Source organism: Streptomyces sp. 549 (assembly GCF_030124175.1).
Classification (GTDB): domain Bacteria; phylum Actinomycetota; class Actinomycetes; order Streptomycetales; family Streptomycetaceae; genus Streptomyces.
In genome coordinates this window covers 360207-386679 of the sequence record NZ_JASKMT010000002.1, presented here as the reverse complement: position 1 = coordinate 386679, position 26473 = coordinate 360207, and the positions used below count along the sequence as shown (strand labels likewise).

General features: G+C 73.9%; 22 protein-coding genes. 9 read left to right on the top strand and 13 right to left on the bottom strand.

What is annotated here, in order from left to right; genetic code table 11:
- Positions 1-314 precede the first annotated feature (314 nt).
- Together QNO07_RS03830 and QNO07_RS03825 are read left to right on the top strand one after the other, a co-directional pair.
- Positions 315-881, top strand: coding sequence for an RNA polymerase sigma factor (locus QNO07_RS03830; RefSeq protein ID WP_283989985.1), 567 nt, complete (start codon positions 315-317; stop codon positions 879-881).
- Between the two features lie 329 nt (positions 882-1210).
- The gene (locus tag QNO07_RS03825) at positions 1211-2506 is read left to right on the top strand and encodes a zf-HC2 domain-containing protein (protein WP_502961772.1); all 1296 of its coding nucleotides are present in this window, start codon (positions 1211-1213) and stop codon (positions 2504-2506) included.
- An 84-nt stretch (positions 2507-2590) separates the two neighbouring features.
- Here QNO07_RS03825 and purU read toward each other — a convergent pair whose 3' ends face one another.
- Both purU and QNO07_RS03815 read right to left on the bottom strand, forming a co-directional pair.
- Positions 2591-3463, bottom strand: a complete 873-nt coding sequence (gene purU / locus QNO07_RS03820) for a formyltetrahydrofolate deformylase (RefSeq protein ID WP_283989982.1) — start codon at positions 3461-3463, stop codon at positions 2591-2593.
- Positions 3464-3494: 31 nt separating this feature from the next.
- On the bottom strand, positions 3495-3941 hold the full coding sequence (locus tag QNO07_RS03815; protein WP_283989981.1) for an SCO4402 family protein: 447 nt from the start codon (positions 3939-3941) through the stop codon (positions 3495-3497).
- A gap of 171 nt (positions 3942-4112) precedes the next feature.
- Here QNO07_RS03815 and QNO07_RS03810 point away from each other — a divergent pair, with 171 nt between their 5' ends.
- Positions 4113-5489 (top strand): ABC transporter substrate-binding protein, encoded by a 1377-nt coding sequence (locus QNO07_RS03810; RefSeq protein WP_283989980.1) that lies wholly within the window; start codon positions 4113-4115, stop codon positions 5487-5489.
- A gap of 102 nt (positions 5490-5591) precedes the next feature.
- Here QNO07_RS03810 and QNO07_RS03805 read toward each other — a convergent pair whose 3' ends face one another.
- Together QNO07_RS03805 and QNO07_RS03800 are read right to left on the bottom strand one after the other, a co-directional pair.
- Entirely contained in the window at positions 5592-7496 is a 1905-nt protein-coding gene (locus tag QNO07_RS03805; protein WP_283989979.1) for a hypothetical protein, read from the bottom strand.
- 199 nt (positions 7497-7695) lie between these two features.
- Complete coding sequence (locus QNO07_RS03800; RefSeq protein ID WP_283989978.1) at positions 7696-9087, bottom strand: NsdA family TPR-like regulatory protein; 1392 nt, start codon at positions 9085-9087, stop codon at positions 7696-7698.
- A 416-nt stretch (positions 9088-9503) separates the two neighbouring features.
- Here QNO07_RS03800 and QNO07_RS03795 point away from each other — a divergent pair, with 416 nt between their 5' ends.
- The 3 genes from QNO07_RS03795 (at position 9504) to QNO07_RS03785 (ending at position 12787) form a co-directional block, all read left to right on the top strand.
- Positions 9504-10196 (top strand): bifunctional DNA primase/polymerase, encoded by a 693-nt coding sequence (locus QNO07_RS03795; protein ID WP_283989977.1) that lies wholly within the window; start codon positions 9504-9506, stop codon positions 10194-10196.
- Positions 10197-10337: 141 nt separating this feature from the next.
- The gene (locus QNO07_RS03790) at positions 10338-11132 is read left to right on the top strand and encodes an ABC transporter ATP-binding protein (protein WP_283989976.1); all 795 of its coding nucleotides are present in this window, start codon (positions 10338-10340) and stop codon (positions 11130-11132) included.
- Positions 11129-12787, top strand: a complete 1659-nt coding sequence (locus QNO07_RS03785) for a transporter (RefSeq protein WP_283989975.1) — start codon at positions 11129-11131, stop codon at positions 12785-12787. Before QNO07_RS03790 ends, QNO07_RS03785 begins: the two co-directional genes overlap by 4 nt.
- Here the strand turns inward: QNO07_RS03785 and QNO07_RS03780 are convergent.
- Both QNO07_RS03780 and QNO07_RS03775 read right to left on the bottom strand, forming a co-directional pair.
- Positions 12774-13694, bottom strand: a complete 921-nt coding sequence (locus QNO07_RS03780) for an alpha/beta fold hydrolase (protein WP_283989974.1) — start codon at positions 13692-13694, stop codon at positions 12774-12776. The two genes, QNO07_RS03785 and QNO07_RS03780, sit on opposite strands and share 14 nt — an antisense overlap.
- A gap of 591 nt (positions 13695-14285) precedes the next feature.
- Positions 14286-14981, bottom strand: a complete 696-nt coding sequence (locus QNO07_RS03775) for an iron-dependent transcriptional repressor DtxR (protein ID WP_283989973.1) — start codon at positions 14979-14981, stop codon at positions 14286-14288.
- 171 nt (positions 14982-15152) lie between these two features.
- On the opposite strand from QNO07_RS03775, the gene QNO07_RS03770 reads away from it, so the two are divergent.
- The gene (locus QNO07_RS03770) at positions 15153-15908 is read left to right on the top strand and encodes an SIS domain-containing protein (protein ID WP_283989971.1); all 756 of its coding nucleotides are present in this window, start codon (positions 15153-15155) and stop codon (positions 15906-15908) included.
- Between the two features lie 54 nt (positions 15909-15962).
- Here the strand turns inward: QNO07_RS03770 and QNO07_RS03765 are convergent, their stop codons facing one another.
- On the bottom strand, positions 15963-17393 hold the full coding sequence (locus QNO07_RS03765; protein ID WP_283989969.1) for a PAS domain-containing protein: 1431 nt from the start codon (positions 17391-17393) through the stop codon (positions 15963-15965).
- 417 nt (positions 17394-17810) lie between these two features.
- On the bottom strand, positions 17811-19193 hold the full coding sequence (locus QNO07_RS03760) for an FtsW/RodA/SpoVE family cell cycle protein (RefSeq protein ID WP_283990072.1): 1383 nt from the start codon (positions 19191-19193) through the stop codon (positions 17811-17813).
- Positions 19194-19608: 415 nt separating this feature from the next.
- Between QNO07_RS03760 and QNO07_RS03755 the strand changes: the two genes are divergently transcribed.
- Complete coding sequence (locus QNO07_RS03755; RefSeq protein ID WP_283989967.1) at positions 19609-21876, top strand: catalase; 2268 nt, start codon at positions 19609-19611, stop codon at positions 21874-21876.
- Positions 21877-21950: 74 nt separating this feature from the next.
- Here the strand turns inward: QNO07_RS03755 and pdxH are convergent, their stop codons facing one another.
- A complete protein-coding gene (pdxH, locus tag QNO07_RS03750) occupies positions 21951-22574 on the bottom strand; it encodes a pyridoxamine 5'-phosphate oxidase (RefSeq protein ID WP_283990071.1) in 624 nt (207 codons plus the stop codon).
- Positions 22575-22957: 383 nt separating this feature from the next.
- On the opposite strand from pdxH, the gene QNO07_RS03745 reads away from it, so the two are divergent.
- Entirely contained in the window at positions 22958-24058 is a 1101-nt protein-coding gene (locus QNO07_RS03745; RefSeq protein WP_283989965.1) for a citrate synthase 2, read from the top strand.
- Positions 24059-24222: 164 nt separating this feature from the next.
- Here QNO07_RS03745 and QNO07_RS03740 read toward each other — a convergent pair whose 3' ends face one another.
- From QNO07_RS03740 to QNO07_RS03725, 4 genes are all read right to left on the bottom strand, one after another.
- On the bottom strand, positions 24223-24633 hold the full coding sequence (locus tag QNO07_RS03740; RefSeq protein WP_283989963.1) for a type II toxin-antitoxin system VapC family toxin: 411 nt from the start codon (positions 24631-24633) through the stop codon (positions 24223-24225).
- Entirely contained in the window at positions 24630-24854 is a 225-nt protein-coding gene (locus QNO07_RS03735; RefSeq protein WP_283989962.1) for a hypothetical protein, read from the bottom strand. Before QNO07_RS03735 ends, QNO07_RS03740 begins: the two co-directional genes overlap by 4 nt.
- 154 nt (positions 24855-25008) lie before the next feature.
- Entirely contained in the window at positions 25009-25596 is a 588-nt protein-coding gene (locus QNO07_RS03730; protein ID WP_283989961.1) for a TetR/AcrR family transcriptional regulator, read from the bottom strand.
- Positions 25584-26390 carry an enoyl-CoA hydratase family protein gene (locus QNO07_RS03725; protein WP_502961767.1) on the bottom strand — a complete coding sequence of 269 codons (807 nt, stop codon included), beginning with the start codon at positions 26388-26390 and terminating at the stop codon, positions 25584-25586. The genes QNO07_RS03730 and QNO07_RS03725 overlap by 13 nt, the downstream gene beginning before the upstream one ends.
- Positions 26391-26473: the final 83 nt, after the last annotated feature.

The window sequence follows — 26473 nt, the reverse complement described above, 5'->3', positions numbered from 1 at the left end:
AGCCCTTCGCTCGGTCTACCGGAACTATTGCTTCCCGTCTCGACTGCCCCGCCGACCACGGTCAAAACGGCCCCCCTCTGTCTCGACCCTATGCCGAAGTGAGGTGCAAACTCCCCACAGATCCGGTCACACCCGCGTAACGCATCGACAGAATCCGTCACGAATGATTCATTTACCGCAGGTGCGGTCCGCACACCGTGACCGATCCACCACGATGTGCTGTCGTCCAGGGGGCGCACATTGCCGTAAAGGGGCGCACCTTGTCAGCTCTTCGCACTACATTCGAGGAAGGAAGAGGGCTGGGGGCCGGGACGATGGGGCATGACACACCACCTCGCTGGGACCGCAAGATGCAGCAGCGGCTGACCCGTGGCGAGGCAGCGGCGCTGGGCGAGCTGTACGACCGGTTCGCCTCGCTGGTGCACGGGCTGGCCCACCGCGTGCTCGACGACGAACACGCCGCGGACCGCGTCACCCGGGAGGTCTTCGGGTACGTCTGGGAGAACCCGGAAGCCTACGAGCCCAAGGAGGGTTCGATGCGGTCCTGGATCGCCGCGGTCGCGCAGCGGCTGGCGGTGCAGTCCCTGCGGCGCCGCCAGGAGTCCGGGGACGGCCCGTCCGAGCACCTGGAGGAGCAGGTGCGCGCCGCCTCGGTCGCGGCCCGCGCCGACTACATCAGGACGTCCATGCCCGCCCCGCTGCGCGCCGCCCTTGAACTGGCGTACATACAGCGGCGGGACTACCGTCAGACCGCCGAGCATCTGGGCGTCACCGAGGACGAGGCGAGGCGTCGGCTCCGGCTGGGGCTTCAGATGCTGTCCACCGCGACAAAGGGCACCCCGCCGCCACTGGGACCGGCAGGGCTCGGAGGTCAGCAGTGAACGACCCGCACCTTCCCGGCCGTTCCCCGGAGGACGGGCCCGCGGGACCGCCGCGCATACCGCCGCCGCGCGCCGCGGGCGACGACAACCCGCCGGCGGCCCGCCGCCCGCAGGTCCCGTTGCCGCGTCAGGGACCGCGCGGTTCCGGCCCGTACCGGGCGCCCGCCGGACCCGGCCGGGCGCCGCTGCGGCCCGCGCCGGAACCCGGCACACCGGACGCCGGGCGGACGCAGCGGCAGTCCCGCGAGGCGACGCTGGAGACGTCGGCCCGCACCGCGGGCAGTGGCAGCGCGGAGGAGGACAGGGCGGAGGCTGACAGGGCGGAGGCGGTGGATGACGGGCGACCGGCCGACGGCCGGGACGGCGAGAACGCGTCCGGCCCACACCACCGCGACCCGGACCCGCATGCCCCGGGAGACGGCAGCACCCCGCAAGACGGCCCCGGCCCGGATGGTGGCCGCACGCCAGGTGACCCGCTCTCGTACGAGGACCCGGACGGGCCGGGCGGACCCGGCGGTCCCGGCGGTCCCGACGGGTACGACCACTCGCTGCTGAAGTCGCTGCTGGGCGCCTGGGCCCTGTCGGCGTGCTCGCCCGCGGAGGCGGTGGTGCTGGAGGCGCACCTGACCGACTGCGCCAGCTGCGCGGAGGAGGCGCTGCGGCTGCGGGACGCCGTCGGGCTGCTCCACACCGGCGACAGCCTCGACCTGGACCCGATGCTGCGCTCCCGGGTGCTGGCCGGCTGCCTCGACCGGCGCCCCGCCCGCATCCCGGTACCGGAGTGGGCGGCGCCGTACGACGCGGAGACCGCCCGTCTCGACGCGCTGCTGCACGACATGGCGGAGGCGGAGTGGCGGGCCCCGGTGCGCCTGCGCTGGTTCGACGGCCGGCAGCAGCAGGAGCACACGACCAGCGTCGGCGGCGTCATCGGGCACCTCATGGCGGTCGACGGCATGGTCGCCACGGCCCTGGGGCTGCCCGACCCGCTCGGCACGTCCGCCGCCGCGCTCGACCCGCTGACCAGGACGGAGGCCTTCTGGCAGGCCGGTGTGCCCGACGGCCGGACGCTGCTGGCGCCCTGGCGGCAGCAGACGCACGCCCTGGTCCGCACGGTGTCCTTCGGCGGCGACCGCGCCGCCGACCGGGAGGTCCCCGGCTTGGGGCTGCCGATGCGGGACGTCTTCCTGGACCGGGCCTTCGAGTGCTGGGTGCACGCCGGCGACATCGCCGACGCGGTGGACTACCCGCACGCGCTGCCCAGCGGCAACCACCTGCGGCAGCTCATCGACCTGGCCGCCCGCATGCTGCCGCTGGTCCTCGCCGGGCGCCGCCGGGCCGGACTGGCGGCGCCGCCGCGACGACTGGCCGCGGCCGGCTCGCCCGCCCGGACGCTGCACCTGGAGGTGGAGGGCAGCGGCGGCGGGCACTGGTACATCCCGCTCGACTCGCCGGGCACGGTCGCGTCACCGCAGCACACGGTGGCCCATGTCGCGCTCGACGGCATGGAGTTCTGCCAGCTCGTGGCCGGTCATGTGCCGCCGCTGGACGCCGCGGCCGGTGCCGAGGGCGATCCGGAGGCCATCCGCGACGTGCTGCTCGCCACCGCCTCACTCTCCCGGCTCTGACCGGGCGGCGGTTGCCCGTCGAAGACGGTCAGTCGTCGACGGCCAGACGAAACCGGCCAGACGAAACCGGCCTGTCGAAACCGGTCAGTCGAAGACGACCGTGCGGCTGCCGTTGAGCAGCACCCGGTGCTCGCTGTGCCACTTCACCGCGCGGGCCAGTGCCTGGCACTCGACGTCCCGGCCGATCGCGACGAGCTGCTCCGGCGTCACCTGGTGGCCGACCCGCTCGACCTCCTGCTCGATGATCGGGCCCTCGTCGAGGTCGGCGGTCACGTAGTGCGCGGTGGCGCCGATCAGCTTCACACCGCGGGCGTGCGCCTGGTGGTAGGGCTTGGCGCCCTTGAAGCTCGGCAGGAACGAGTGGTGGATGTTGATGATGCGGCCCGACAGCGCCTTGCACAGGTCGTCGGAGAGCACCTGCATGTAGCGGGCCAGCACGACGAGTTCCACGCCCTCGTCCTCGACCAGCGCCAGCAGCTCGGCCTCGGCCTGCGCCTTGGTCTCCCGGGTCACCGGGATGTGGCGGAACGGCACGTCGTAGGAGGCGGCCAGCTCGGCGAAGTCGGGGTGGTTGGAGACCACCGCGGCGACCTCCACCGGCAGCGCGCCGATGCTGGCGCGGAACAGCAGGTCGTTCAGGCAGTGGCCGAACCTGCTGACCATGAGCACCACGCGCATCTTCTGCTCGGCCCGGTGCAGCTGCCAGCTCATGTGGAAGGAGTCGCCGATGGCGGCGAAGCTGGCCCGCAGCTTCTCCAGCGTCACCGGGGACTCGGCGCTGAAGTGGACGCGCATGAAGAACAGGCCGGTGTCGTGGTCGCCGAACTGCTGGCTGTCCTCGATGTTGCAGCCGGTCATGAACAGATAGCTGGACACCGCGTGCACGATGCCCTGTTTGTCCGGGCAGGACAGCGTCAGTACGTACTGGTCAGCGGCGGTGGGCGACGGCGAACTCATGCGCACCAGGGTGGCACATCGGCACGCGGGCTCAGACCGCGCGCAGCATGATGGCCAGCACGTCCAGCGAGGTGGGCGGCTCGTCCGGGTTGTGCCCGTCGTTGGCGGCGAGCAGCACGTGCGCCTCCCTCGCCGCCCGCACCGCTTCCGGCCAGGACGGATGCTCCAGGTAGGACGCGACGGGAGCGTCCGCGCCGACCTGGTGCATGATGCGCAGCACCTGCAGCACGGCGGCGTCGACGAGCGCCGCCTCCTGCGCGTCGCGGAACACGGTCCCGACGTACTTCTCGGCGGACCAGTTGTCCAGCCACGTGTCCTCGACCAGGCGGTAGACGGCGTCCGTCACGTCCCCGTAGCCTGGACGCCCCGCGAGCCAGCACTCCTGCTGGAAGGCGGGGTCGGAGAGCATGTGCAGCGCCGAGCGCACGTTGCTGCGCCAGCGCCACCAGGGCATGTCATTGACCGGCATACCGTCCATGGTGCTGGACCGACCGCCGCGACGGGAAGACCTCTCCTGAGCTTGCACGGTTGTCGATCGTACGTTCCCCTGCCGCGCGGGCACGTCCCGGGCCGCTGTTCATCCTCCTGTCACCCACTGTTGGGGGTTCGTCACTGACCCGTTGCGGCTGCGGCGGCAGGGTGTGTGGACATGACCGTATGGCGCCGTACCCGCCTCCGCCCGCTCGCCGCCGCGCTGACCGCCGCCGCCCTCGGTGCCGGGCTGCTGTCCGGCTGCGGCACGCTGACCGGCGGCTCCACCGACTCCGGGCCGATCACCGTCATGACCTGGGCGCCGGTGAAGACCCGGGCGACCAACATGCCGGGCGTGACCGCCGTGGCCAAGGCCTTCGCCCGCTGGGTCAACGCCGAGGGCGGCGTCAACGGCCGCGAGCTGCGCGTCGTCACCTGCAACGAGGGCAACGAGAGCGTGCTCGCCGCCCGCTGCGCGCGGCGGGCCCGCGAGGAGGGCGCCGTCGCCGTCGTCGGCTCCTACAGCCAGCACAGCCAGGTCTTCATGGCGTCGCTGGAGGCGGACGGCATCCCCTACCTGGGCGGCTACGGCGTCACCGAGGAGGAGTTCACCAGCCCGCTGTCGTATCCGGTCAACGGGGGCCAGCCGGCGCTGCTGGCCGGCAGCGGGCAGCAGTTGTCGGAGGTGTGCGAGCGGGTCGCGCTGGTACGGCCCGACACGCTCGCCGGTGACGAGCTGCCCGAACTCTTCAACGCCGGGCTTGCGACCGGCCGCCGCAGCCCCGCCGCCGACGTGCGCGTGCCCGAGGACGCCGCGAACTACGGCGAGGAAGCCGAGCAGGCGATCCGCGGCGCCCGCGGCGACACCCCCGGAACGCCCCTCGCACCCGGCAGCGGGACGGGCGGTGACGGCACGGGCGACGGCAGCGGCACGGGCGGTGGGACGGGTGGCGGCGCGGGTCGCGACGAGACGCGGGCCGCCTGCGTGAGCGCCGCCCTCGGCGGACGCACCGGTGCGTTCCTCGACTCCTTCGCCCGTGCCGGCGCCGGCGGCCCCGAGGTGGGCTTCGCATCGGTGCTGGGCAGCGTGCAGCAGTCGCTGGTGGACCGCACCGGCGGCGGCAAGGGCATCCTGGAGGGCAGCTTCGTCACGGCCTGGTACCCGCCCTCCCGGGAACCGGTCTGGGACGAGATGAAGCAGGTCATCCAGGAGCACGCGTTCGGCGACAACCGCATCGACGCGGCCGATCCCGGCGTGCAGACCACCTGGGTCGCGTACACGGTGCTGCGGGCCACGCTGGAGTCGCTGGAAGGCCGCCCGGTCACGCCCCGCACGCTGCAGCGCGCCCTGGACACCAGCCCGCCGCTCACCACCGGCGGGCTCACCCCGGACCTCGGCTGGCGCTACGAGGACCTGCTCGCCGCCCGGTCCTACCCGCGGCTGGTCAACTCCATGGTCAGCTTCCAGCGGGTCGAGCAGGGCGAGTTGATCACCACGCGCCGCGACCCGGTGGACATCGGGCCCACCCTGGAACGCGCCATCGCCGGCAACTGACCGCTCCCCGGTGCCGCCCGGTGCCCCCCGGGTTCCACCTGGGTCCGCCCGGACGCCCGGCACCGCCCGGCGGTGGCATGCCGCCACCGCCGGGCGCAGCCGTCACAGCTGGGTGGGCTGCCGCTCGTCGAGGTCGTACTTGCGGGCGACGGGGTTCCACAGGTCGGCCGCCTTCTGCTTGGCGGCCGTCGCCTCCCCGCTCGCCCGGTTGCCGCGGGCCTGGGCCTTGGTGCTGCGGGCCTGGCCGCCTCGGCAGCCCTTGGGCGAGTCGACCTGCTCGGCCCAGTCCGCGTAGTGGTCGTCCGCGGCCGCCGACGCCTTCCACGCCTTGGTCAGCTCCGCGGCCAGCTTCCTGTGGTCGGGCAGCTGGGCGATGTCGAGTTCGCCGAGCCGGGTCACCAGGTCGTTGCGCTGGTCGGCGGCGTCCCGGAGGTCCTTGGCTGCGGTGCCGAGGTTCTCGCACTTGCGGATGCTCTCCACCGAGCGGATCACCGCCTCGCGGCTGTTGTTGCTGTCCGCCAGCAGAGTGTCCAGCGCCTTGGCCTGCTCCTCCACCGGATCGACGGGCGCCTCGGTCTCCTCCTGCTCCTCCTGCTCCTCCGGGGCCGCACTTGGCTCCCCGGTCCGGGCGGCGGGGGTTCCGTCGCCGGAGCTGTCGTCGCCACCGCCCAGCGCGGCCCCGCCGATCAGTCCGGCCACCACGATGCCGAGCACCCCGAGGCCGCCCAGCAGCACCGGGCTCGGCTTCTTGCGCTCGCCTGACGGGCGCCCGCGCCCCCGGGACGTCGGCTGCGGCCTCTCCCCGGCTGGACCGCCGGGGCCGCCCCTTCCGGCCGGGCGGGGCCGGGAGACGGCCTCGCCGATCTGCGGCAGCTGCTGGGTGGAGCTCGCTGCTCCGCCGCCTGCCCCGGCGCCGGGGTCCGGACGGAACAGGTTGTCGAACTCGGCGGGCGGCGGGCGCTCCCCCGGCGTGCCGGGCCGCATTCCGTAGGCGGGGCCGGCCGGGAGGTCGGCGGAGTCGGCGCCGCTGTACGCGGACCCCGCCGACTCCGGCGGGCCGCCCGCCGGGGCCTCCGGCGGCAGCGGACGGCGTGCCGCCTCGGGCCCGGCCGGGGCGGCGGGGCCGTCGGCGTAGGGCGGGATGAACTGGGTGGCGTCGGCGTCCGCGGCGCCCTGCGGCGGGATGAGCTGTGTCGCGTCGGCGTCCGCCGCGCCCTGCGGCGGGATGAGCTGGGTGGCGTCGGCGTCCGCGGGCGGCGGCCCGAACTCCCCCGGCGGTGCGGCCTGCGGATACGCGTCAGCTGAGTGACGGCCGTGGCCCCCCTGCCGGTGACCGCCCTGCCCGTAGCCGCTGTCGCTGTGGACGGTGTGGCCGCCGTGGCCGCCCGACGTGAACTGGTCCTGCTGGTACTCGTCCTGGCGGTACGGGTTCTGGTGGAACTGGTCCTGGCCGTGACGGGCCTGACCGCCGTAGCTTCCGCTCTGGCCGCCGTAGCCGCCTTGGCCGCCGTACCCGTCCTGGCCGTACCCGTCCTGGCCGTAGCCGCCCCGGCCGTAGCCGCTCTGGCCGTAGCCGCTCTGGCCGTACGCGCCCTGGCCGGGGGCCGCGGTGCCGGGGTCGGAGGGCTGCGGGGGCAGCATCTGCGTCTCCTCCGCGGCCGACGGCGAACCACCGTAGGCGGAGGGAGCGTTCGGCTGGTGGTCCGGTGACGCGTAGTCGGGCAGCGGTCCGGCGGTCGGGGCGGGCGGAGTCTGCGGCGCGGGCGGCTGGTGCGGCGGGGCGTGCGGAGGCCGCGGCGGCACCGGCGTACCGGCGCCCGGCGCTCCCGGGCCCTGCGCCGCGTCGGAGGCCTCGTCGGCGGCCGGGCCCCAGGGCCGGTCCCACGGCTGCCCGGCCGGAGGTGACACCGGCGGCGTCTCCTGCCGCCCCGGGAACCACGGCTCACCGTTCGACGGCAGCACGATTCCCTCGCGCGGCTCGTCGCCCTGTCCGCTGTGCGCTGTCACCGGGGCTCCTTGTTGGTGCGGGCGTTCATCCGACTTACAGACCGTCGGCAACGCTACCGGGTCCCGAGCGCACCCGACCACGAGCGCCCCGGTTACCAGCCGGTCCGCCCGGCGTGCGGACGCACCGGTCCGGTGGCCCGGTTACGCCGCGGCGCCACCGGCCCCCGGACACCCCGGGCCACCGCCCGCACCCGCCCGGTTACGCGGCGGCCTCCATCCGGGAGCGGCTGGTGAACTCGCGTACCACCGGCTCCTGTTCGAAAGGCTCCAGACGCTGCCGGAAGGCGTCCAGGTACTCCTGGCCGCGCTCCGACCGCAGACCGCTCAGCAGTTCCACCGCCCGGCCCCCGGTGTGGCAGGCGCGGTCGATCTCCCGCTGCTGCACCTGCGCGTCGGCGAGCAGCAGCAAGCCGATCGCCCGGCGTCTGGCGCGGCGCTCGTCGAGCTGGGCGAGCGCCTCCTCTGCCCGCCGGGCGGCGGGCACCGGCTGCCCCAGGTCGCGATGGGAGTGCGCCAGCTCGTCCGCGAGGTAGGCGGAGTCGAAGTGCGCGATCCACGGCGGATCGTCGCCCGCGTCCGTCGCCGACTCGGCCCGCTCGAAGGCGGCCAGGGCCTGGCCGGCGGCGACCTGGCAGGCGCGGCCGTCGCCGAGCACGGCGTGGCCGCGGGCTTCGGCCGCGAGGAACATCGACTCCACGCGGGGTGTGACCTGGCCGCGGGTGCCCTCCTGGGCGGCCCTGGCGAGTTGGGTGATCTCGCGCGGGTTGCCCAGCGGGCCGGCGAGGTGGCTCATGCCCGCGGCGAGCACGTAGCCGCCGTATCCGCGGTCCCCCGCGGCCTGGGACAGGCGCAGCGCCTGGATGTAGTAGCGCTGGGCCAGGCCGGGCTGACCGGTGTCGACGGCCATGTAGCCGGCCAGCTCGGTGAGCCGGGCGACGGCCGCGAACAGGTCGCGGCCGACCGCCTCCCGGTAGGAGCCGGCGAGCAGGCCGGAGACCACGCTGTTGAGGTAGTGCACCACCACCGGCCGCACATGGCCGCTGCCGAAGCGGTGGTCCAGCTCCGACAGCGCGGCGGTGGTGGCGCGCACCGCCTCGACGTCGGCGGTGCCCACCCGGGGGCCCGCCGTCCTGGCGACCTGCGGGTCCGCGCCGCTGATCAGCCAGTCGCGGCTGGGCTCGACCAGTGCGGAGGCGGCGACCGTGCGGCCGGTGAGGAACTCCCGGCGCCCGACGTCGCTCCGCCACAGCTCGCTGACCTGCTCGACGGCGGCGGGCACCGAGGGTGCGAACTGGAGCCCGACACCGGCGGCGAGGTTCTTGCCGTTGGCCATGCCGATCTCGTCGATGGTGACGGCCCGCGTGAGCTTGCGGCCCAGCGCCTCGGCGATGATGCCGGGCGCCCGGCCGCGCGGCTGCTGACCGCGCAGCCAGCGCGCCACCGACGTCTTGTCGTAGCGCAGGTCGAGGCCGTGTTCGGCGCCGACCAGGTTGACGCGGCGGGCCAGTCCGGCGTTGGAGCAGGCGGCCTCCTGGATGAGTGCTTGCAGCCGTTCGTTCGGCTGCCTCGCTACGAGCGGCCTGGCGGCCATGGGCGGCTCCCCCTCGTGATGGGATGACGGAATCGCGTCGCTTGCGAAACGCGCTGATGAACGCTGACGAACGCTGACGAACGCTGACGAACGTTGAAGAACACTGCCCAGTGCATATGCGGAAAATCCCGGCGGACTCCGGCATCACTCCGCAGAGGTGACTACCCATCCGCAGCCGCTCACCGCGGCACGCGCCCCCGCCTGTGCAACGGTGCGCCCTCGGGCCGGTCCCGGTGAGCCGGGCGCACGGCCCGCCGCGGAATCCGCCACTCCGCCTCCGCGCCCCGCCCCTGAGCGGCGCGCACCGACCGTGCGCCCCGGCTCGGCGCACGTCCGCCGGGCGGCGCCGGAACGTATCGCCTCGGTGATGCGGCACCGAGCCGTAACCCCTGGTGGTACGTGAAGTTGTGAAGTGCGTGGAAGAGACCATCGGAGTCACCTCAGGAGTCACAGCAGCGCCCCCGATCCCTCAGCAGCGGGGGGAGACACTGCTCGAACACGCGGTCCGCTACGCACAGGAGCGGCACTGGGACGTGTTTCCCGGCACCTGGCTGGAGACCGGCAGCGAGGACGGCGGCACCCCACGGTGCACCTGCCGCGTGATCGACTGCCCGTCGCCGGGCGCCCACCCCAGGGACGCGGACTGGGCCCAACTGGCCACCGGCAGTGCCACCGCGGCCCGGCGGATGTGGCAGGAGCACCCGGCCGCCTCGGTACTGCTGCCGACCGGACGCACCTTCGACGCCGTCGACGTGCCGGACGTCGCCGGCTGCCTCGCCCTGGCCCGCATGGAACGCATGGGCCTGCCGCTCGGGCCGGTCACCTGCACGCCCTTCGGACGCATGCTCTTCTTCGTGCTGCCCGGCGCCTCCCCCAAGGTGCCCGGACTGGTCAGGAAGCAGGGCTGGGCGCCGGAGTCCATCGACCTCCTCGCCCACGGCGAGGGCGACTGGGTCGCCGCGCCCCCCACCCGCATGGGCCTGCGCGGCTCCGTGCAGTGGGCCCGCCAGCCCACCGCGGCGAACCGCTGGCTGCCGGACGCCGAGGAGCTGCTGCCGCAGCTCGCCTACGCGTGCGGCCGGGAGGCGGCGGGCCCCCGCACCGTCTGACCCCGCCGCCGTGGCCGCACCGCCACCGACGCCGACCTCCCGCCCCCGTCCGGCGGCCCGTATCGTGTCGCCCGGACGGGGGTCCGGGCGTTCCGGTACGGAAGGCGGCGGCCCCGAGCGGACGGCGAAGGGGAAGAGCCGGTGGCGACCGAGGCAGAGCACGGCGGGCAGGTCCCGGCGGTACGCATCCAGGGGTTGTGGAAGCGGTTCGGCGAGCAGGCCGCCGTCGCCGGGGTGGACCTCGAACTGCCCGCCGGGCGCTTCGTCGGCCTGGTCGGCCCCAACGGCGCCGGCAAGACCACCACACTGTCCATGGTCACCGGCCTGCTCAGGCCCGACGCCGGCACGGTGCACATCGGCGGCCACGACGTGTGGCAGGACCCGGTGCGGGTGAAGTCGACCATCGGTGTGCTGCCCGAGGGGCTGCGCCTCTTCGAACGACTCACCGGCCGCGAACTGCTCACCTACATGGGCCTGCTGCGCGGACTGCCGGCAGACGAGGTGGAGCGCCGGTCCGGCCAGCTGCTCGACGTGCTCGACCTGTCGGGCTCCCAGCACAAGCTGGTCGTCGACTACTCCACCGGCATGCGCAAGAAGATCGGCCTGGCCGTCGCCCTGCTGCACAACCCCTCGGTGCTCTTCCTCGACGAGCCGTTCGAGGGCGTCGACCCGGTGTCCGCGCAGACCATCCGCGGAGTGCTGGAGCGCTACACCCGCTCCGGCGCGACCGTCGTCTTCTCCAGCCACGTCATGGAACTCGTCGAGTCGCTGTGCGACTGGGTCGCGGTGATGTCCGCCGGACGCATCCGCGCGCACGGGCCGCTCGCCGAGGTCCGGGGCGAGGCGGCCTCTCTCCAGGAGGCGTTCCTGGAGCTGGTCGGCGCCCACGGCAGGACCGCCGGAGCGGACCTCGACTGGCTCGGCGGTGCCCGATGACCGCCGCCGTGCAACCGAACAGTGCAGAGGGGTTCGGCACCGGCTCCCTGCCGCGTTCGGACGTGCAGCCGCCGATCGTGCGGGTCTTCGTCCGCCTCAAGTGGTCGCTGCTGCGCAACGGCCTGCGGCAGTCCTCCGGTCGGACCGCGCTCTTCGTGGTCAGCGGCGTACTGGTGCTGCTCGTCGCCGCGCTGGTGCTGCTCGGCATGGTCGCCCTGCGCGGGCGGCCCGACGCCGCCGCCCTGGGCATCGTGCTGGTCGCGGTGCTCACCCTGGGCTGGGCGGTGATGCCGCTGTTCGCCGGCGGCGGCGACGAGACGCTGGACCCGGGCCGGCTGGCCATGCTGCCGCTGCGGCCCCGCCCGCTGCTCACCGCGCTGCTGGTGTCCGGACTGGTCGGCTTCGGACCGCTGTTCACCCTGGTCATCGCCACCGGCGCGGCCGTGTCCGTGGCGGACGGCGCCGGTTGGGCCGCCGCCGTGGTGGCGGTGCCGCTGGTGGTGCTGGTGTGCGTGGCGCTCTCCAGGGCCCTGGCCACCGCCAACGCCAGGTTGCTGACCAGCCGCAAGGGCCGCGACCTGGCCCTGCTCAGCGGCCTGTTCCTGGCCGTCGGCATCCAACTCGTCAACCTCGCCGCCCAGCAGCTCGGCGCGGGCGGCGGACTGGCCGCGCTGCGGCCCTACGCCGACGTGCTGCGCTGGCTGCCGCCGGCGTCCGGCGTCGAGGCGGTGCGCGCCGCCGGGGAGGGCTCGTACGCGCTGGCGGCGCTGCTGCTGGCCGCGACCGCGGGTGTGCTGGCGGCGCTGCTGTGGTGGTGGCACGCCGGTCTCACCAAAATGATGACCGCGCCGGACTCCTCCACCCTCCAGCCGGCCCCGGAGGCCGACCGCGGCCGGGCCGGCGGCGGCCGGCTCAGCGCCCTGCTGCCCGCCGGGCGGACCGGCCCCGCCCTGCGGCGCACCCTCCAGTACGCGTGGCGGGACCCGCGCACCAAGGCGGCCTGGGCGACGTCGCTGGGCATCGGCGTGCTGCTGCCCTTCGTGACCGCGGTGCAGGGCAACGGCTCGGTGTACAACGCCTGCTGGGTGGCCGGCATGCTGGGCCTGCTGATGTACAACCAGTTCGGGCAGGACTCGTCGGCGTTCTGGATGGTGGCGGGCACCATCTCCTCCAGCCGCGACGCCTACCTGGAGCTGCGCGCCAGGGCACTGGCGCTGGCCGTGGTCGTGGTGCCGTTCACCGTCGTCGTGCTCGTGGGCTCCGCGGCCGTCTTCGGGCAGTGGGACGAGCTGCCGTCGGCGCTCGGCCTGGCCCTGGCACTGGCCGGGGTGCTGATCGGCGGCGGGGCCGTCGCCTCGGCCCTCTTCCCGTACTCCATCCCGCAGGACAGCGGCTACAAGAACGTGGTGCCGGGCCAGGGCTCGGTGGCGTACATGAGCCTGCTCCTGGGCCTGCTGGCCGGTCTGCTGCTGTGCCTGCCGGTGGTGGCGCTCACCGTCTGGATGCACCTGGACGACCGCCACGGCATGCTGTGGACGGTGCTGCCCGTGGGCATCGGCTACGGGCTGCTGGTTGCCGTGGCCGGTCTCAAGCTGGCCGCGCCGCGCACCGCCCGGCGGCTGCCGGAGATCCTCACCGCCGTCAGCAAGGGATGACGCCCTCCTCGTCGCCGGCCGCCATCGTGCGGCGCAGGAACGGCTCGACGGCGACCCGCCAGCCGTCGGGCTGGTCGTAGTGCACGAGGTGGCCGGCGTCCGAGACCTCCGCGTAGCTGCCGCGCGGCAGCACGCGGACCATCTCCTGGGCCTCCGCCCGGCCCAGTTCGCCGTCCACGCCGCGCACCACCAGCGCGGGGCAGCGCACCTGTGCCAGCTCCTCCCAGTGCGCGTCGTAGACCCAGGTCTCGCGGGCCAGCAGCATCTGGCGGCGGGAGAACACCGGCCGCCAGCCGTCGGACCGCTCGGCCATCACCTCGGCGTAGAAGTCGCCGCGGGAGGGGTTGGGCCGCTCCAGCGTCGGGTCCTCCTCACCGAACCAGCGCCGCACGTCGGCGAGGGTGGCGAACGGCAGCGGCCAGTGCTCGAACCACTGCTCCCACTCCCGCTGCGACTGCTCGCCCAGCGGGGAGGCGCGCATGTCGCAGATCACCAGGGAGCGCACCAGGTCGGGCCGCTTCGCGGCGAGCTGCCAGGCCGTCAGCGCGCCCATGGAGTGACCGATGAGCGCGACCGGTCCCAGACCCAGCTGCTCGATCGCGGCCTCCGCGTCGGCGACGAACGACTCGCGGTCGAAGGGTCCTTCGGAGGGCTTGTCGCTGCGACCGTGGCCGCGCTGGTCCAGGCAGACCGCGCGGTAACTGCCGGACAGCCAGCGGGCGGTGGTCGCCCAGTGCGAGGCCCGGCCCATCAGGCCGTGCAGTAACAGGACGCCGCTGCCAGGCCGTTGCCCCGAGGGCGCGCCGGACCGGCGCCCGACCTCGGGCTGTTCCTTCGGAGGATCGGTGAACTCCCAGGCAGCCAGGCGCACTCCGCCCCTGCCGGTGACATCGATGCGTCGCACCATTCGCCTTGGCACCCCCATCCCCCTCCTGCCCGCTGCACCCACCACAACACCCGACACGCTATCGAATGCGGGTTCGAAAAGAGCCCCCGACGCGGCAACACCCCCCGTTCGAGTGACACCGGTGCGCGGTTGACCGTCTTCGGCGCGGGGAGACAGCGGGCGGGAGGGCGGCACCGCTCACCGCAGGGGCGCTCGCCACTGGGAAGCACACGGGGAGGCGGTCGCCGTAGGGCGGCGGCCCTGGGAGCTCGGGGCTCCGGGCCGCGACCGAAGGGGGGCGCACAAGGACGGGGCCCTGGATGCTCACAGCACCGGGGCCCCTGCTCCAGGACCGGTACATCAGACGGCTTCCCTCCCGTCCCGCATATACGTCAGCCCCAGCGTCGCACGATCAGTGCCCTGGCGTCCTCCTTCCGGAGAACTAGACGGCGGAACCGGACCGTTGGCTCCGCTTCGGCCGGCGTGCCCCGGCGCAGCGCCGGGGCACGCGCCCACCGGCGCGTCCGGTCGGCAACGCACGCGGCCCCGCCCGGGAAGGGCGGGGCCGCGTGCGGCAGCGGTCGAGCGGCCGACCGGCCGACCGGTCCGCTGTCAGCGCTTGGCGACGAAGACGTGCGAGGCGACCTCGGCGCTCAGCTCCGCCGCCTCACCGCCGCTGCCCACGTGCGAGCCGCCGTCGGCGCCCGGCGTGACCGTCACCACCGAGCCCGGCTGCACCCCGGCCCGGCGCAGCGTGTACATCAGCTGGGCGTCGGTCTGGATCGGCTCCCCGATGCGGCGGACCACGACCGTCTTGCCGTCCGAGCCGGGCGACAGCTCGCTCAGCGCGACCATGTCCTCGGCGAGGAAGGGGTCGGACTCGTTCTTCTCACCCAGCTCCTCCAGCCCCGGGATGGGGTTGCCGTACGGCGACTCGGTGGGGTGGCGCAGCAGCTCCAGCACCCGCCGCTCCACGGCCTCGCTCATCACGTGCTCCCAGCGGCACGCCTCGGCGTGGACCTGCTCCCACTCCAGGCCGATCACGTCGACCAGCAGGCACTCGGCCAGCCGGTGCTTGCGCATCACCCGGGTGGCCAGGGTGCGGCCCTCCTCGGTCAGCTCCAGGTGGCGGTCCCCGGCCACTGTGACGAGCCCGTCCCGGGCCATGCGTGCCACGGTCTGGCTGACCGTCGGACCGCTCTGGTCCAGCCGCTCGGCGATGCGGGCACGCATGGGGACGACGCCTTCCTCCTCCAGCTCCAGAATGGTGCGGAGATACATCTCCGTGGTGTCGATGAGTCCGGACATTCGTGCCCCTCGTCAGTTCGTGCGGTGGCCCTGACCCAATTCTGACGCATAGCGCCGACAACCGTTCCCGCCGCGGCCCGCCCGGCCCGCGCCCGCCCCCCGCGCACGCCCCCGCGATCCGGTGCCGCGGAGCTATTGAAGGCTCTGGTCCAGACCTCTAACGTGTGCGCAATGACCGAGAGTGAGCTTGCGGACCAGTTCTTCGACAGTGCCATCAGCCTGCTGGAGAAGGCCAGGGCGGCCAACGCCGGCTCCGTGCGGGCCGCCGGGGCACTGCTCGCCTCGACCGTGGCCGACGGCGGCCGGATCTTCGCCTTCGGCGCCGGCCACTCCTCGCTCCCGGCCCAGGACGTCGTCTACCGCGCGGGCGGGCTGGCCGTCGTCAACCTGCTCAGCGTGCCCGGCGTGGTGGGGGTCGACGTCGTGCCGGCCACCCTGGGCAGCGCGCTGGAACGGGTCGACGGGCTGGCCGCAGCGGTCCTCGACACCAGCCCGGCCACCGCGGGCGACACCCTGGTGATCATCTCGCTGTCCGGGCGCAACGCGCTGCCCGTGGAGATGGCGATGAACGCGCGGGCCCTGGACATGAAGGTCATCGGGGTCACGTCGGTGGAGTACTCCGGCGCCACGAAGTCCCGGCACTCCTCCGGCACGTTCCTGAAGGACCACTGCGACGTCGTCATCGACAGCTGCGTGCCCGTCGGCGACACGACGCTGACCGCGCCCGGCATCCCGGCGCCGTTCGCCCCCGCGTCCACCGTGGTCACCAGCGCCCTCATGCAGGCCGTGGTCGCCACCGCCGCCGGGGACCTGGCCGCCCGGGGCATCGAGCCCCCGCTGCTGCGGTCCGGCAACGTCGACGGCGGCCACGAGTGGAACGACCACGTCATGACGGAGTACGCGGACCGGATCTTCTACCGGCGCTGACACCCCTGCCCGCGCCGCGCCCTTCCGGGGCGACGCCCTGCCCGCGCCGACGCCCTACCGGCGCTGGTCCCGCTCCACCGTCTCCGCCAGGTCCACCGAGGCCGCCACCCGCACCGCGACGTCCTCCGCGTACATCGCGTCGGACCGGTCGAAGGGCCGGCGCCCGGCGGTCCGCAGGAACGTCACCACACCGAGCGTGTGGCCCCGGCTGCGCAGCACCGAGCACATGCCGTGCACCGCGTCCTCCGGCCAGGACCGGGCCGCCGCCCAGCCGGGCACCGCGGCGCCCCCCACGCTGGTGCGCACCGACCCGCAGCGCTCCAGCGCCTGCAGCGCCGGGTGGGCGTCCATGTAGCGGACCGGGATGCCGCTGCCGGCGGCCGGCGGGCAGGGCCCGGCGAGGGACGGCGTCCGGGCGGCGCGCACCAGCCGGCCGCCGACGGATAGGTCGAGCAGGGCGTGGTCGGCGAACCCGGCGAGCGCGAAGTCCAGGTGCAGGGCCGCCGCCTCACGCGGGTCCTCGCACTCCGCGGCGGCCCGCGCCGCGCGGTGCAGCTGGGTGTCGCGGAAGCGGACCCGGGACGCCTCCTGCTCGGCGCGCTTGGCGTCGGTGATGTCGTGGAACAGCCACGCCACCCCCAGCGGCACCGGCTCCTCGGTGAGCGGCGACGCCAGCCGCAGCATGCCGCTGCGCCAGCACCGGCGCTCACCGCCGTCGCCCCGGCCGCCGGACTCGCCCGGGGCGTCGGAGCGGCCGTTGCGGCCGGTGCGCAGCGTCACCCACAGGTCGGCGGGCGCGGGCGGCGTGCCGGCCGCCAGCACGTGCTGCAACGCGCCCTCCAGCTCGTCGACACCCTCCGCGATCAGGTCGCCGAGCGGACGGCCCAGCATGGCCGCCCGGCCGACGCCGAGGGCCCGCGCGGCGTGCGTGTTGGACACCGCGGGACGCAGGTCCGCGTCGAGCAGCACCACACCCCAGGAGGCGTCGTCGAACAGGGCCTCGCTGAGCGCGATGGACCGCTCCAGGTCGATCTGGGTGTGCACCTCGCTGAACGCGCAGTACACCCCGGCGGGCCGGCCGTCCGGGTCGCGCACGCCGGAGGACTGGGTGCGCACCAGGACCCGGCCGCCGTCCTTGGTCACCAGGGCGAACTCGTGCACCTGGCGGCCCGGCGCGGTCATGGCGCCCAGCAGCCGCGACTCGATCTCCTGGGCGTCGGCGCTGCGCACCGCCCACCCGGAGAGGCCCTTGCGGCCCACCGCCTCCCGGCTGGTCCAGCCGAGGATGCGCTCCGCCTCGCGGTTCCAGTGGGTGACCACACCGGCCGCGTCGAAGGCGCACAGCGCCGCGTCCATGCCGTCGAGCAGCGCGGCGAGCAGGGACTCGCCCCCGGGGTCGGCGCCGCTGCCGCCCACGGGGCCTCCACCGGCACCGCCGGTACCACCGGCTGCCGGTCCGGACTGGGTATCGGGTTGAGCAGGCATCGGGCACCCCCGGGCTTGACGCTGCTGCACACTGCGGCCGCACGATCATTCAACTCGAACGTGACGCGGCACACAGCGCCTTCCGGCAAATTGTTGCACCCCCGAAATTCGCTTGCCCGTCGCGGAGGCGGTGCCTACCGTCGGCTTTACACGAGAAGGGAGGTGGTTCCGGAGATGTACGACAACCGGACGCGTGAGGTGACTGCGGCCTAGGGGCCGGAGTCAGCGCACCTGCGCAACGCCGGCTAGCCCGGCCAATTCCCAGCAGTCACCCGACCCGCGGTGTCGCCGGATCGTCCGACCGGCCCGCTGCTCCCGCCCCCTGGGCGGCGCAGCGGAAACGACACCGCGGGTCGTTGCGTTCCCGCCTCCCGCCTCCCGCCTCCCGCGCAGGTCGCTCCCACGCCCGCCGCGCCCTCAGCGGGTGACGTCGGCGGATGCCACCGCGGGGGTGAGGATCGTGGCGTTGCCCTTCGGGGCCACCGCGGCGCGGCCCGCGCTGTCGCTGATCCTGATCAGCAGCGCGACCAGCAGCCAGTTGGCCACCGTGGACGAGCCGCCCTGCGCCAGGAACGGCAGCGCCTTGCCGGTGAGCGGCACCAGGCCGGACACCCCGCCGCCGACCACGAACAGCTGGAGCGCGATCGTCACCGACAGGCCCAGCGCCAGCAGCTTGCCGAACGGGTCCGGTGTGGCCAGCGCGGTGCGCAGGCCGCGCTGCACGAGCAGCGCGTACAGCAGGATGACCAGAGTCGTCCCCAGCAGCCCCAGCTCCTCGCCGACGGTGGTGAGGATGAAGTCGCTGCGCCCGGCGAACTTGATCAGCCACGGCTGGCCCTCGCCCAGGCCGGTGCCGGTCAGGCCGCCGGTGGCGAAGCTGAACAGGGCCTCGGCCGGCTGGTCGGAGACCAGCCCGGGCGGTTGCTGCTCCGGCGGCAGGTAGATGGCGAGCGGGTTGAGCCAGGCGGTGACGCGGCCCTTCACGTGCGGTTCGACCGAGCCGACCACAAAGGCTCCGGCCGCGGCCATCAGCACACCGCAGACCACCCAGCTGGTGCGTTCGGTGGCCGCGTACAGCATGATCACGAACACGCCGAAGAAGATCAGCGAGGTGCCCAGGTCCCGTTCGAGGACCAGCACCAGGAGGCTCAGCACCCACACCACCAGGACCGGGCCCGCGTTGCGGCCACGCGGCAGGGTCAGGCCCCACACCCGGCGCCCGGCCAGCGCCAGCGCGTCGCGGTTCGCCGTGAGGTAGCTGGCGAAGAAGATCACGATGAGGATCTTCACGAACTCGCCGGGCTGCACCGACAGGCCGCCCAGCCGGATCCAGCGCTTGGCGCCGTACTCGTCGGCCCCGAACAGCGCGGGGGCCATCAGCAGCACCATGGACACCGCCATGCCCAGGTAGGTGTAGCGCTGGAGCACGCGGTGGTGGCGCATCACCACGAGCAGCACGACCAGCAGCGCGATACCGAGCGCGTTCCACATCGCCTGCCCGGCGGCGACCTCGGGCGCGCGGTACTTCTCGGCGTAGGAGTGGTCCAGGCGGGACAACAGCACCAGGCCCAGCCCGCTGAGCATCACCGCCAGCGGCAGCAGCAGCGGGTCGGCGTACCGGGCGAAGCGGCGCACCGCCAGGTGGGCGAGCAGCCCGAGCGAGCCCAGACCGGCGACCTGCACGGCGTACCCGGACGGCAGCGCGCCCTCCAGGGCGAAGCCTGCGGTGGCGTGGCCGGCCGCGGCGACGAGCACGGCGAAGAGCACGAGCAGTCCCTCGCGGCTGCGCCGCCGTGCGATCCACCGTTCGGTGTCCGTGTGTCCGCCGTCCTCCACCACCAGCCCCAGTTCCCTCCGCCGCCTCCCGGGTACCGCGCCCGGCACCGGCCGGGTTGCCGCCACGCGCCCCGGTCCCGCCCGCGCGTTCCTGCCCGCGTTCCTGCCTGCGCGTCCGGCGCCGGGTGCCGCACAACTGGACGCCCGAACCTCCCGTCAGGTTGCCCGAAAGTCCGGCCGATCGGGCGCCGCCGCGGACATCGCTCCCTCCGACGGCGGGTCGGAGGCGGGCGACGCACGGCAGACGGGTGGCAGACGAGCGGCAGGACGGGCGGCGGGCAGCGGGAGGAATGGGACGGTCCGTACCGGTTACCCGGCGGAGGCGACCATCTCGTCCGCGCCCCGCCGTCCGCGGACACGCCACCACCCGGAGGAACGCTTGAACCGGAGCAAGAAGTCCCCCCACTCGAACGAGCCCGCCGCCGGGGAGGCCCCCGACATCCCCGGTGTGCCCGCGCCGGAGCCTCCCTCCCTGGAGGAGCCCACCACTCCCCGTGAACCGCTGCCGCCCAAACCGGACCAGGCGGAGCCGGCCCCCGTGTCACCCACCGGACGCCGCTCCGGGGAACCGGGCGACCGGTCCCAGCAGGGGGCGCGGCTGACCACCGCCGAGGGCCTGCGCCTCCCGGACACCGACCACTCCCTGAAGGCGGGCGCGCGCGGCCCGGTCCTGCTGCGCGACCACCACCTGCGGGAGAAGATCACCCACTTCGACCACGAGCGCATCCCCGAACGGGTGGTGCACGCCCGGGGCGCGGCGGCGCACGGAGTGTTCCGCGGCTACGGCAGCGCCTCCGAGGTCTGCAAGGCCGCCTTCCTGGCCAAGGACGTGGAGACCCCCGTCTTCGTGCGCTTCTCCACCGTGCTCGGCTCCCGCGGCTCGGCGGACACCGTCCGCGACACCCGGGGCTTCGCCACGAAGTTCTACACCTCCGAGGGCGTCTTCGACCTGGTGGGCAACAACATCCCGGTCTTCTTCATCCAGGACGCGATCAAGTTCCCCGACGTCATCCACGCGGGCAAGCCGCATCCGGACCGCGAGATCCCGCAGGCGCAGAGCGCCCACGACACCTTCTGGGACTTCGTCTCCCTGCACACCGAGGCGACCTTCCACACCCTGTGGAACATGTCGGACCGGGGCATCCCGCGCTCCTACCGGACGATGGAGGGCTTCGGCGTCCACACCTTCCGCCTGGTGGCCGCCGACGGCACGACGACGCTGGTGAAGTTCCACTGGAAGCCCCGGGCCGGCGTGCACTCCCTGGTGTGGGAGGAGGCGCAGATGATCAACGGCTTCGACCCCGACTTCCACCGCCGCGACCTGGCCGACGCCATCGAGGCGGGCGCGTACCCGCAGTGGGAGCTGGGCATCCAGGCGTTCCCCGACACCCCGGAGCAGACCTTCGAGGGCATCGACCTGCTGGACCCGACGAAGATCGTGCCCGAGGAGCTGGCGCCGGTGCAGCCGATCGGGCTGCTCACCCTGGACGCCAACCCGTCGAACTACTTCGCGGAGACCGAGCAGGTGGCGTTCCACCCCGGCCACCTGGTGCCGGGCGTCGACGTCACCGACGACCCGCTGCTGGCGGGCCGGCTGTTCTCCTACATCGACACCCAGATCACCCGGCTGGCCGGACCGAACTTCTCGCAGCTCCCGATCAACCGGCCGCACGCCGAGGTCAACGACATGCTGCGGGACGGCTTCCACCAGCAGGCCGTGCACCGCGGGGTGGCCCCGTACCACCCCAACTCCCTGGACGGCGGCTGCCCGTTCCTGGCGGGCGCGGAGGAGGGCGGGTACGTGGAGACCCCGGTGCGGGTGCCTGAGTCCCGCCAGGTACGGGAGGCGCCGGAGTCCTTCGACGACCACTTCTCCCAGCCCCGGCTGTTCTGGCGGAGCATGTCGCCGGTGGAGCAGGAGCACATCATCGGCGCGTACACCTTCGAGCTGGGCAAGTGCTACGAGCAGACGATCCGGGAGCGGACGCTGCGGGTGCTGGCCAACATCGACGAGCGGCTGTGCCGCGAGGTGGCGACCGGTCTCGGGCTGCCGGTCCCCGATCCGGACCCGGAGTACGCCGCCCACAACCCCGAGCCGAGCCCCGCTCTCTCGCAGGTCGGGGGAACGTGGCCCGCCGAGGGGCGGGTCATCGGCATCGTCGCCGACACGGCCGCGGACCTGGCGCAGGTGCGTGCGGTACGGGAGTCGATCCTGGCTGCGGGCATGGTCCCGCTGGTGATCGCCCCCACCGGGGGTGAGCTGGCCGACGGGGACGGCGGTCCGGTCACCGTGCAGCGGACCTTCGCCACGGCGCGGTCGGTGGAGTTCGACGCGCTGCTGCTCGCCGGCGCCGCGCCGGACGGCCCCGACGCGGCGGGTGCCCGCAGCGCCGGCGCGGGCGCGCCGCAGGAGAGCCGTACCGGAGTCGACCCGCGGGTGCTGCTGATGGTCTCCGAGGCGTTCCGGCACGCCAAGGCCATCGGGGGCTGGGGCGGTGCCGACGGCGTCGTCCGGGCGGCCGGCTGCTCCACCACCGCGCCCGGCGTGGTGCTGGCGGACACCTCCTCGGCGGTGCTGGAGGAGATCACCGGCCTGCTGGCCTCGCACCGGGTCTGGAACCGCTTCCCGGTTCCGGTCGGGGGCTGACCAGGGGCCTGCCCGGGGGTCTCGGAGTCCCGACCCGGAGCTCCGGGGCCCGGGTCGGGGGTCCTGCGCCCTGATCAGGGGCAGAGGCGCTCGATGGTCCAGCCGTCGCCCTCGCGGCGGTAGCGCAGGCGGTCGTGCAGCCGGTTCTCCCGGCCCTGCCAGAACTCCACCGTCTCCGGCACCACCCGCAGACCGCCCCACTGCGGGGGTGCCGGCACGTCCTCGCCCTCGGGGTAGCGCTCGGCCAGGGCCGCGAACATGCGGTCGAGGTCCTCGCGGGAGGCGACCGTGGAGGACTGCTCGCTCGCCCAGGCGCCCAGTTGCGAGCCGTGCGGGCGGGTGCGGAAGTACGCCGCGGTCTCCGCGCGGCTGACCCGTTCCGCCCGGCCGCCGACGATGACCTGGCGGGCGATGCCGTGCCAGGGGAACAGCAGCGAGACGTACGGGTTGACGGCGATCTCGCGGCCCTTGCGCGAGCCGTAGTTGGTGAACAGCACGAAGCCGTCCTCGGTGCACTGCTTCAGCAGCACCGTGCGGGAACTGGGGCGGCCCTCGGCGTCGGCGGTGGACAGCACCATCGCGTTGGGTTCGTGCAGTCCGGCGGCCTCCGCCTGGGCGAACCAGGCGAGGAACTGGGTGACCGGGTCCTTCGCGAGGGACATCTCGTCGAGGCCGTCGGCCCGGTACCGGGCTCGCATCCCGGCCGGGTCGAGCTGCCGGTCCTGGCGGGGTTCGTCGGCGCTGGTCGCTGCGGTGTGGCGGTCGGCTTGGGGCACGGGTTCATCTTGCAGCATGCCGGAGCCTTGCGGTGGCCGAGTCTGCCCGCTCTTCTCCGCGCGTACACCTGGTGGGGCCGAATGCGCGAGTGTGCCGCTTCTCACCCTGTACCGCAGGTGGCGAACCCACCAAAATCACCGGGTGGGAAGGTGTGGCACCCCGACAGCAGCGGCTATGGTGTTCGATCGCCCGGGTTGGGTGACCACCCTCCGCACGGGGCATGACCCGGATACCGGCAACGGACCGCCAGCCTGCGAGAACCGAAGCAGCGGAACCGTTCCGACACACCTTTAGGAGCCGCCAGATGTCCGATTTCGTACCCGGACTCGAGGGAGTCGTCGCGTTCGAGACGGAGATCGCCGAACCCGACAAGGAGGGCGGCGCTCTCCGCTACCGCGGGGTCGACATCGAAGACCTCGTGGGGCACGTCTCGTTCGGCAACGTCTGGGGGCTGCTCGTCGACGGCAGCTTCAACCCCGGACTGCCGCCCGCGGAGCCGTTCCCCATCCCCGTCCACTCCGGTGACATCCGCGTGGACGTCCAGTCCGCGCTGGCGATGCTCGCGCCGGTCTGGGGCATGAAACCGCTGCTGGACATCGACGAGGAAGAGGCCCGCGACGACCTGGCCCGGGCCGCCGTGATGGCGCTGTCCTACGTGGCGCAGTCGGCGCGCGGCCAGGGCCTGCCGATGGTGCCGCAGCGGGAGATCGACAAGGCCGGCACGGTCGTGGAGCGCTTCATGCGCCGCTGGCGGGGCGAGCCGGACCCCAAGCACGTGGCCGCCGTCGACGCCTACTGGACGTCGGCCGCCGAGCACGGCATGAACGCGTCCACCTTCACCGCTCGCGTCATCGCCTCCACCGGCGCCGACGTGGCGGCCTCCCTGTCGGGCGCGGTCGGTGCCATGTCCGGCCCGCTGCACGGCGGGGCGCCCTCGCGGGTGCTGGGCATGATCGAGGAGATCGAGCGCAGCGGTGACGCCGCCGCGTACGTGCGGCAGCAGCTCGACAAGGGCGAGCGGCTGATGGGCTTCGGCCACCGCGTGTACCGCGCCGAGGACCCGCGGGCGCGCGTGCTGCGGCGCACGGCGAAGGAACTGGGCGCGCCGCGCTTCGAGATCGCCGAGGCTCTGGAGAAGGCGGCGCTGGAGGAGCTGCACAACCGCCGTCCGGACCGGGTGCTGGCGACGAACGTGGAGTTCTGGGCGGCCATCGTCCTGGACTTCGCCGAGGTGCCGGCCCACATGTTCACCTCGATGTTCACCTGTGCGCGTACCGCCGGCTGGTCGGCGCACATCCTGGAGCAGAAGCGCACGGGCCGCCTGGTGCGCCCCTCCGCGCGCTACACCGGCCCGTCCTCGCGGCAGCCCCAGGAGATCGAGGGCTTCGACCAGATCTCCGGCTGATCCACCCGGTCCGCCCGCCTCGGGCGGGCCCGGCGCACACGGGCGGCGGGGGGAGCGCACGACGCTCCCACCGCCGCCCGTCGCTGCGGGGGGACGGGCGGCGGGCAGGACACCGGACCAAGGCCGTGCTGCCCTCTGCCGCGAGCGGGCACGTCAACGCGGGGCTACGGCAGCAGAGTGAGTGCCGGGAGGTGGCTCGGGCGCACCATACTGAAGTGGCGGCGGTCCAGGGTGGCGATGTTGACCGCGCGGTACTTCTCGGCGACCGCGACGACGAAGGCGTCGGCGGTGCCCAGGGGCAGGCTCGCGTACTGCTCGACCAGGTCGGCGGCCCGACTGACCTCGGAGGAGGTCACGGGCACCCGTTCGTATACGCCGTCCGCGACGTCGCGGAGGAAACCGGCCTCTGCCATGGCCCCGGCGCGGCTGGCGAGCATGTGACCGATCTCGGTCAGCAGCGGGGCGGGCAGCAGGAGCGGGCCGGGGAAGTTCTGGAGCAGGTCGACGCACTGCAAGTGGTAGTCGTCCTTGCGGTTGGCGGCTGCCACCACGGGGCCGGTGTCGATGACGATCACGCGCTCCGAGGCTCCTCCCTGGCCCAGGCGTCGCGGACTGTTTCCTTGGAGCGGACCGCGAGGTCGGGTTCGCCGTCGAAGACGCCGGTCGTACGGAACTGGCGGCGGGGGCGCTCGCCGAGTTCCGCTTCCGCCCACTGCCGCAGCAGCTCCAGGGCATCGGGCAGCCGGTCCTCCGGCACCGCGTCGAGCAGCCGGTGTGCTTCCTCGCGTACGGTCATGGGCCAAGTGCAGGGTCCGCAGCCGCCGTCGGCCCAGGAGTTGCCGACGGCAGAGGGGGATCGGGCGGACGACTCACGTACTGCGTGCTCGCATCGCTGAGGTCGGGCCCAAGCCCGAACGTCACAGCTCAGCCCGTCATCAAGGCCACCCGGGTCAGCGGGCGGTCAGGGCCGCGTCGAGCACCCCGGCCCACTGCGCGACGACACGTTCACGGCGTGCGGTGTCGTCGGTGAGCAGGTTGGCCAGGCCCAGGCCGCGGGCCATGTCCAGCAGCCCCTGCACCGTCTCCCGCACCCCCGGCACGGACTCGTCAGCGCCGAGCAGGTCCACCGCCATGCGGTGCGTCTCCCGGCCGATGCGGGCCTCCAGCACGGCGACCCGCGGGCCGAGCTGCGGTTCGTGGGAGGCGGCGACCCACAGGTGCAGGGCGGCCCGGAACAGCGGGCCGGTGTAGAGGTCCACGAGCAGGGCGACGGCGGCCCGGGTGCCGGCCGGGCGGGGCAGGGCCGTCAGCGCCGCCGAGCGGCGTTCGGCCACGTACTCCACGGCGGCGGTGAACAGGTCCTCCCGGGTCGGGAAGTGGTGCTGGGCCGCGCCTCTGGACACCCCGGCGTACTCCGCGACCACGGCGACGGTGCTGCCCGACCAGCCGTGCTCGGCCAGGCAGCTCACCGCGGCCTCCAGCAGCCGCTGCCTGGTGGCGCGGCTGCGGTCCTGCTTGGGGGCGGTCACAGCGCCCATGCGGGGTCCCTTCGTTCGAGGAAGGCGGTCATGCCCTCGCGCGCCTCGGGGCTGCCGAACAGGCGCGCGGAGAGACTGGCGAGGCTATCGCTGTCCCGGTCGAAGGCGCGCAGCACCTCCGCGGTGACCAGCCGCTTGGCCTCGGCGAGGCCCTGCGGGGAGCCGCGCCGCAGCGCGCTCAGCATGGGCTCCAGGGCGTGGGAGGTGTTCTCACCGGCGGCGGTGATGAGGCCGATGCGGGCCGCCTCGGCGGCGTCGAACCGCTCCCCGGTCAGGTAGTAGCGGGAGGCGGCACGCGGGTCCAGGCGGGGCAGCAGCGGCAGCGAGATGACGGCGGGGACGACGCCGATGCGGACCTCGGTGAAGGCGAAGGTGGCCCGGTGGGAGGCCACCGCCAGGTCGCAGGCGCCGACGAGGCCGAGTCCGCCGCCGCGGACGTGGCCGTCGACGGCGGCCACCACGGGGCGGGGCAGTTCGACGAGGGTTCGCAGCAGGTCCACCAGGTCGGCCGGGGACCCGCCGCCGTCTCGGAGGTCCGCGCCGGCGCAGAAGGTGTTGCCGGTGTGGGTGAGCAGCACCGCGCGCACCGAGTCGTCGCCGCCGGCCGCGGTGAGGTGGTCGCGCAGGGCGGCGACGAGACGGGTGGACAGCGCGTTGCGGTTGTGCGGGGAGTCCAGGGTGAGGACGGCGACGCCGCGGTCGTCCGTGCGGTGCACGAGTTCGGCGGTGTCCTCGGCAGCGGTGTCCTCGGCGGCGGTGTCCTCGGCGGCGGCGCCTGCGGTGGGGTCGGTCACGGTGGTCTCCTCGCGGGTGCGGCGGGCGGAAGGCGGCGGACGGGGTCGCAGCGGAACCCGGTCCCGGTGTCCGGGGGCTGTCC

Coding starts and splice junctions, on each gene's coding strand:
- QNO07_RS03730 (WP_283989961.1), bottom strand. CDS start 25,596: ATGGGCGCTGTGACCGCCCCCAAGCAGGACCGCAGCCGCGCCACCAGG.
- pdxH (WP_283990071.1), bottom strand. CDS start 22,574: ATGCGAGCCCGGTACCGGGCCGACGGCCTCGACGAGATGTCCCTCGCG.
- QNO07_RS03745 (WP_283989965.1), top strand. CDS start 22,958: ATGTCCGATTTCGTACCCGGACTCGAGGGAGTCGTCGCGTTCGAGACG.
- purU (WP_283989982.1), bottom strand. CDS start 3,463: ATGAGTTCGCCGTCGCCCACCGCCGCTGACCAGTACGTACTGACGCTG.
- QNO07_RS03735 (WP_283989962.1), bottom strand. CDS start 24,854: ATGACCGTACGCGAGGAAGCACACCGGCTGCTCGACGCGGTGCCGGAG.
- QNO07_RS03785 (WP_283989975.1), top strand. CDS start 11,129: ATGACCGCCGCCGTGCAACCGAACAGTGCAGAGGGGTTCGGCACCGGC.
- QNO07_RS03830 (WP_283989985.1), top strand. CDS start 315: ATGGGGCATGACACACCACCTCGCTGGGACCGCAAGATGCAGCAGCGG.
- QNO07_RS03800 (WP_283989978.1), bottom strand. CDS start 9,087: ATGGCCGCCAGGCCGCTCGTAGCGAGGCAGCCGAACGAACGGCTGCAA.
- QNO07_RS03765 (WP_283989969.1), bottom strand. CDS start 17,393: ATGCCTGCTCAACCCGATACCCAGTCCGGACCGGCAGCCGGTGGTACC.
- QNO07_RS03780 (WP_283989974.1), bottom strand. CDS start 13,694: ATGGTGCGACGCATCGATGTCACCGGCAGGGGCGGAGTGCGCCTGGCT.
- QNO07_RS03770 (WP_283989971.1), top strand. CDS start 15,153: ATGACCGAGAGTGAGCTTGCGGACCAGTTCTTCGACAGTGCCATCAGC.
- QNO07_RS03810 (WP_283989980.1), top strand. CDS start 4,113: ATGACCGTATGGCGCCGTACCCGCCTCCGCCCGCTCGCCGCCGCGCTG.
- QNO07_RS03775 (WP_283989973.1), bottom strand. CDS start 14,981: ATGTCCGGACTCATCGACACCACGGAGATGTATCTCCGCACCATTCTG.
- QNO07_RS03815 (WP_283989981.1), bottom strand. CDS start 3,941: ATGGACGGTATGCCGGTCAATGACATGCCCTGGTGGCGCTGGCGCAGC.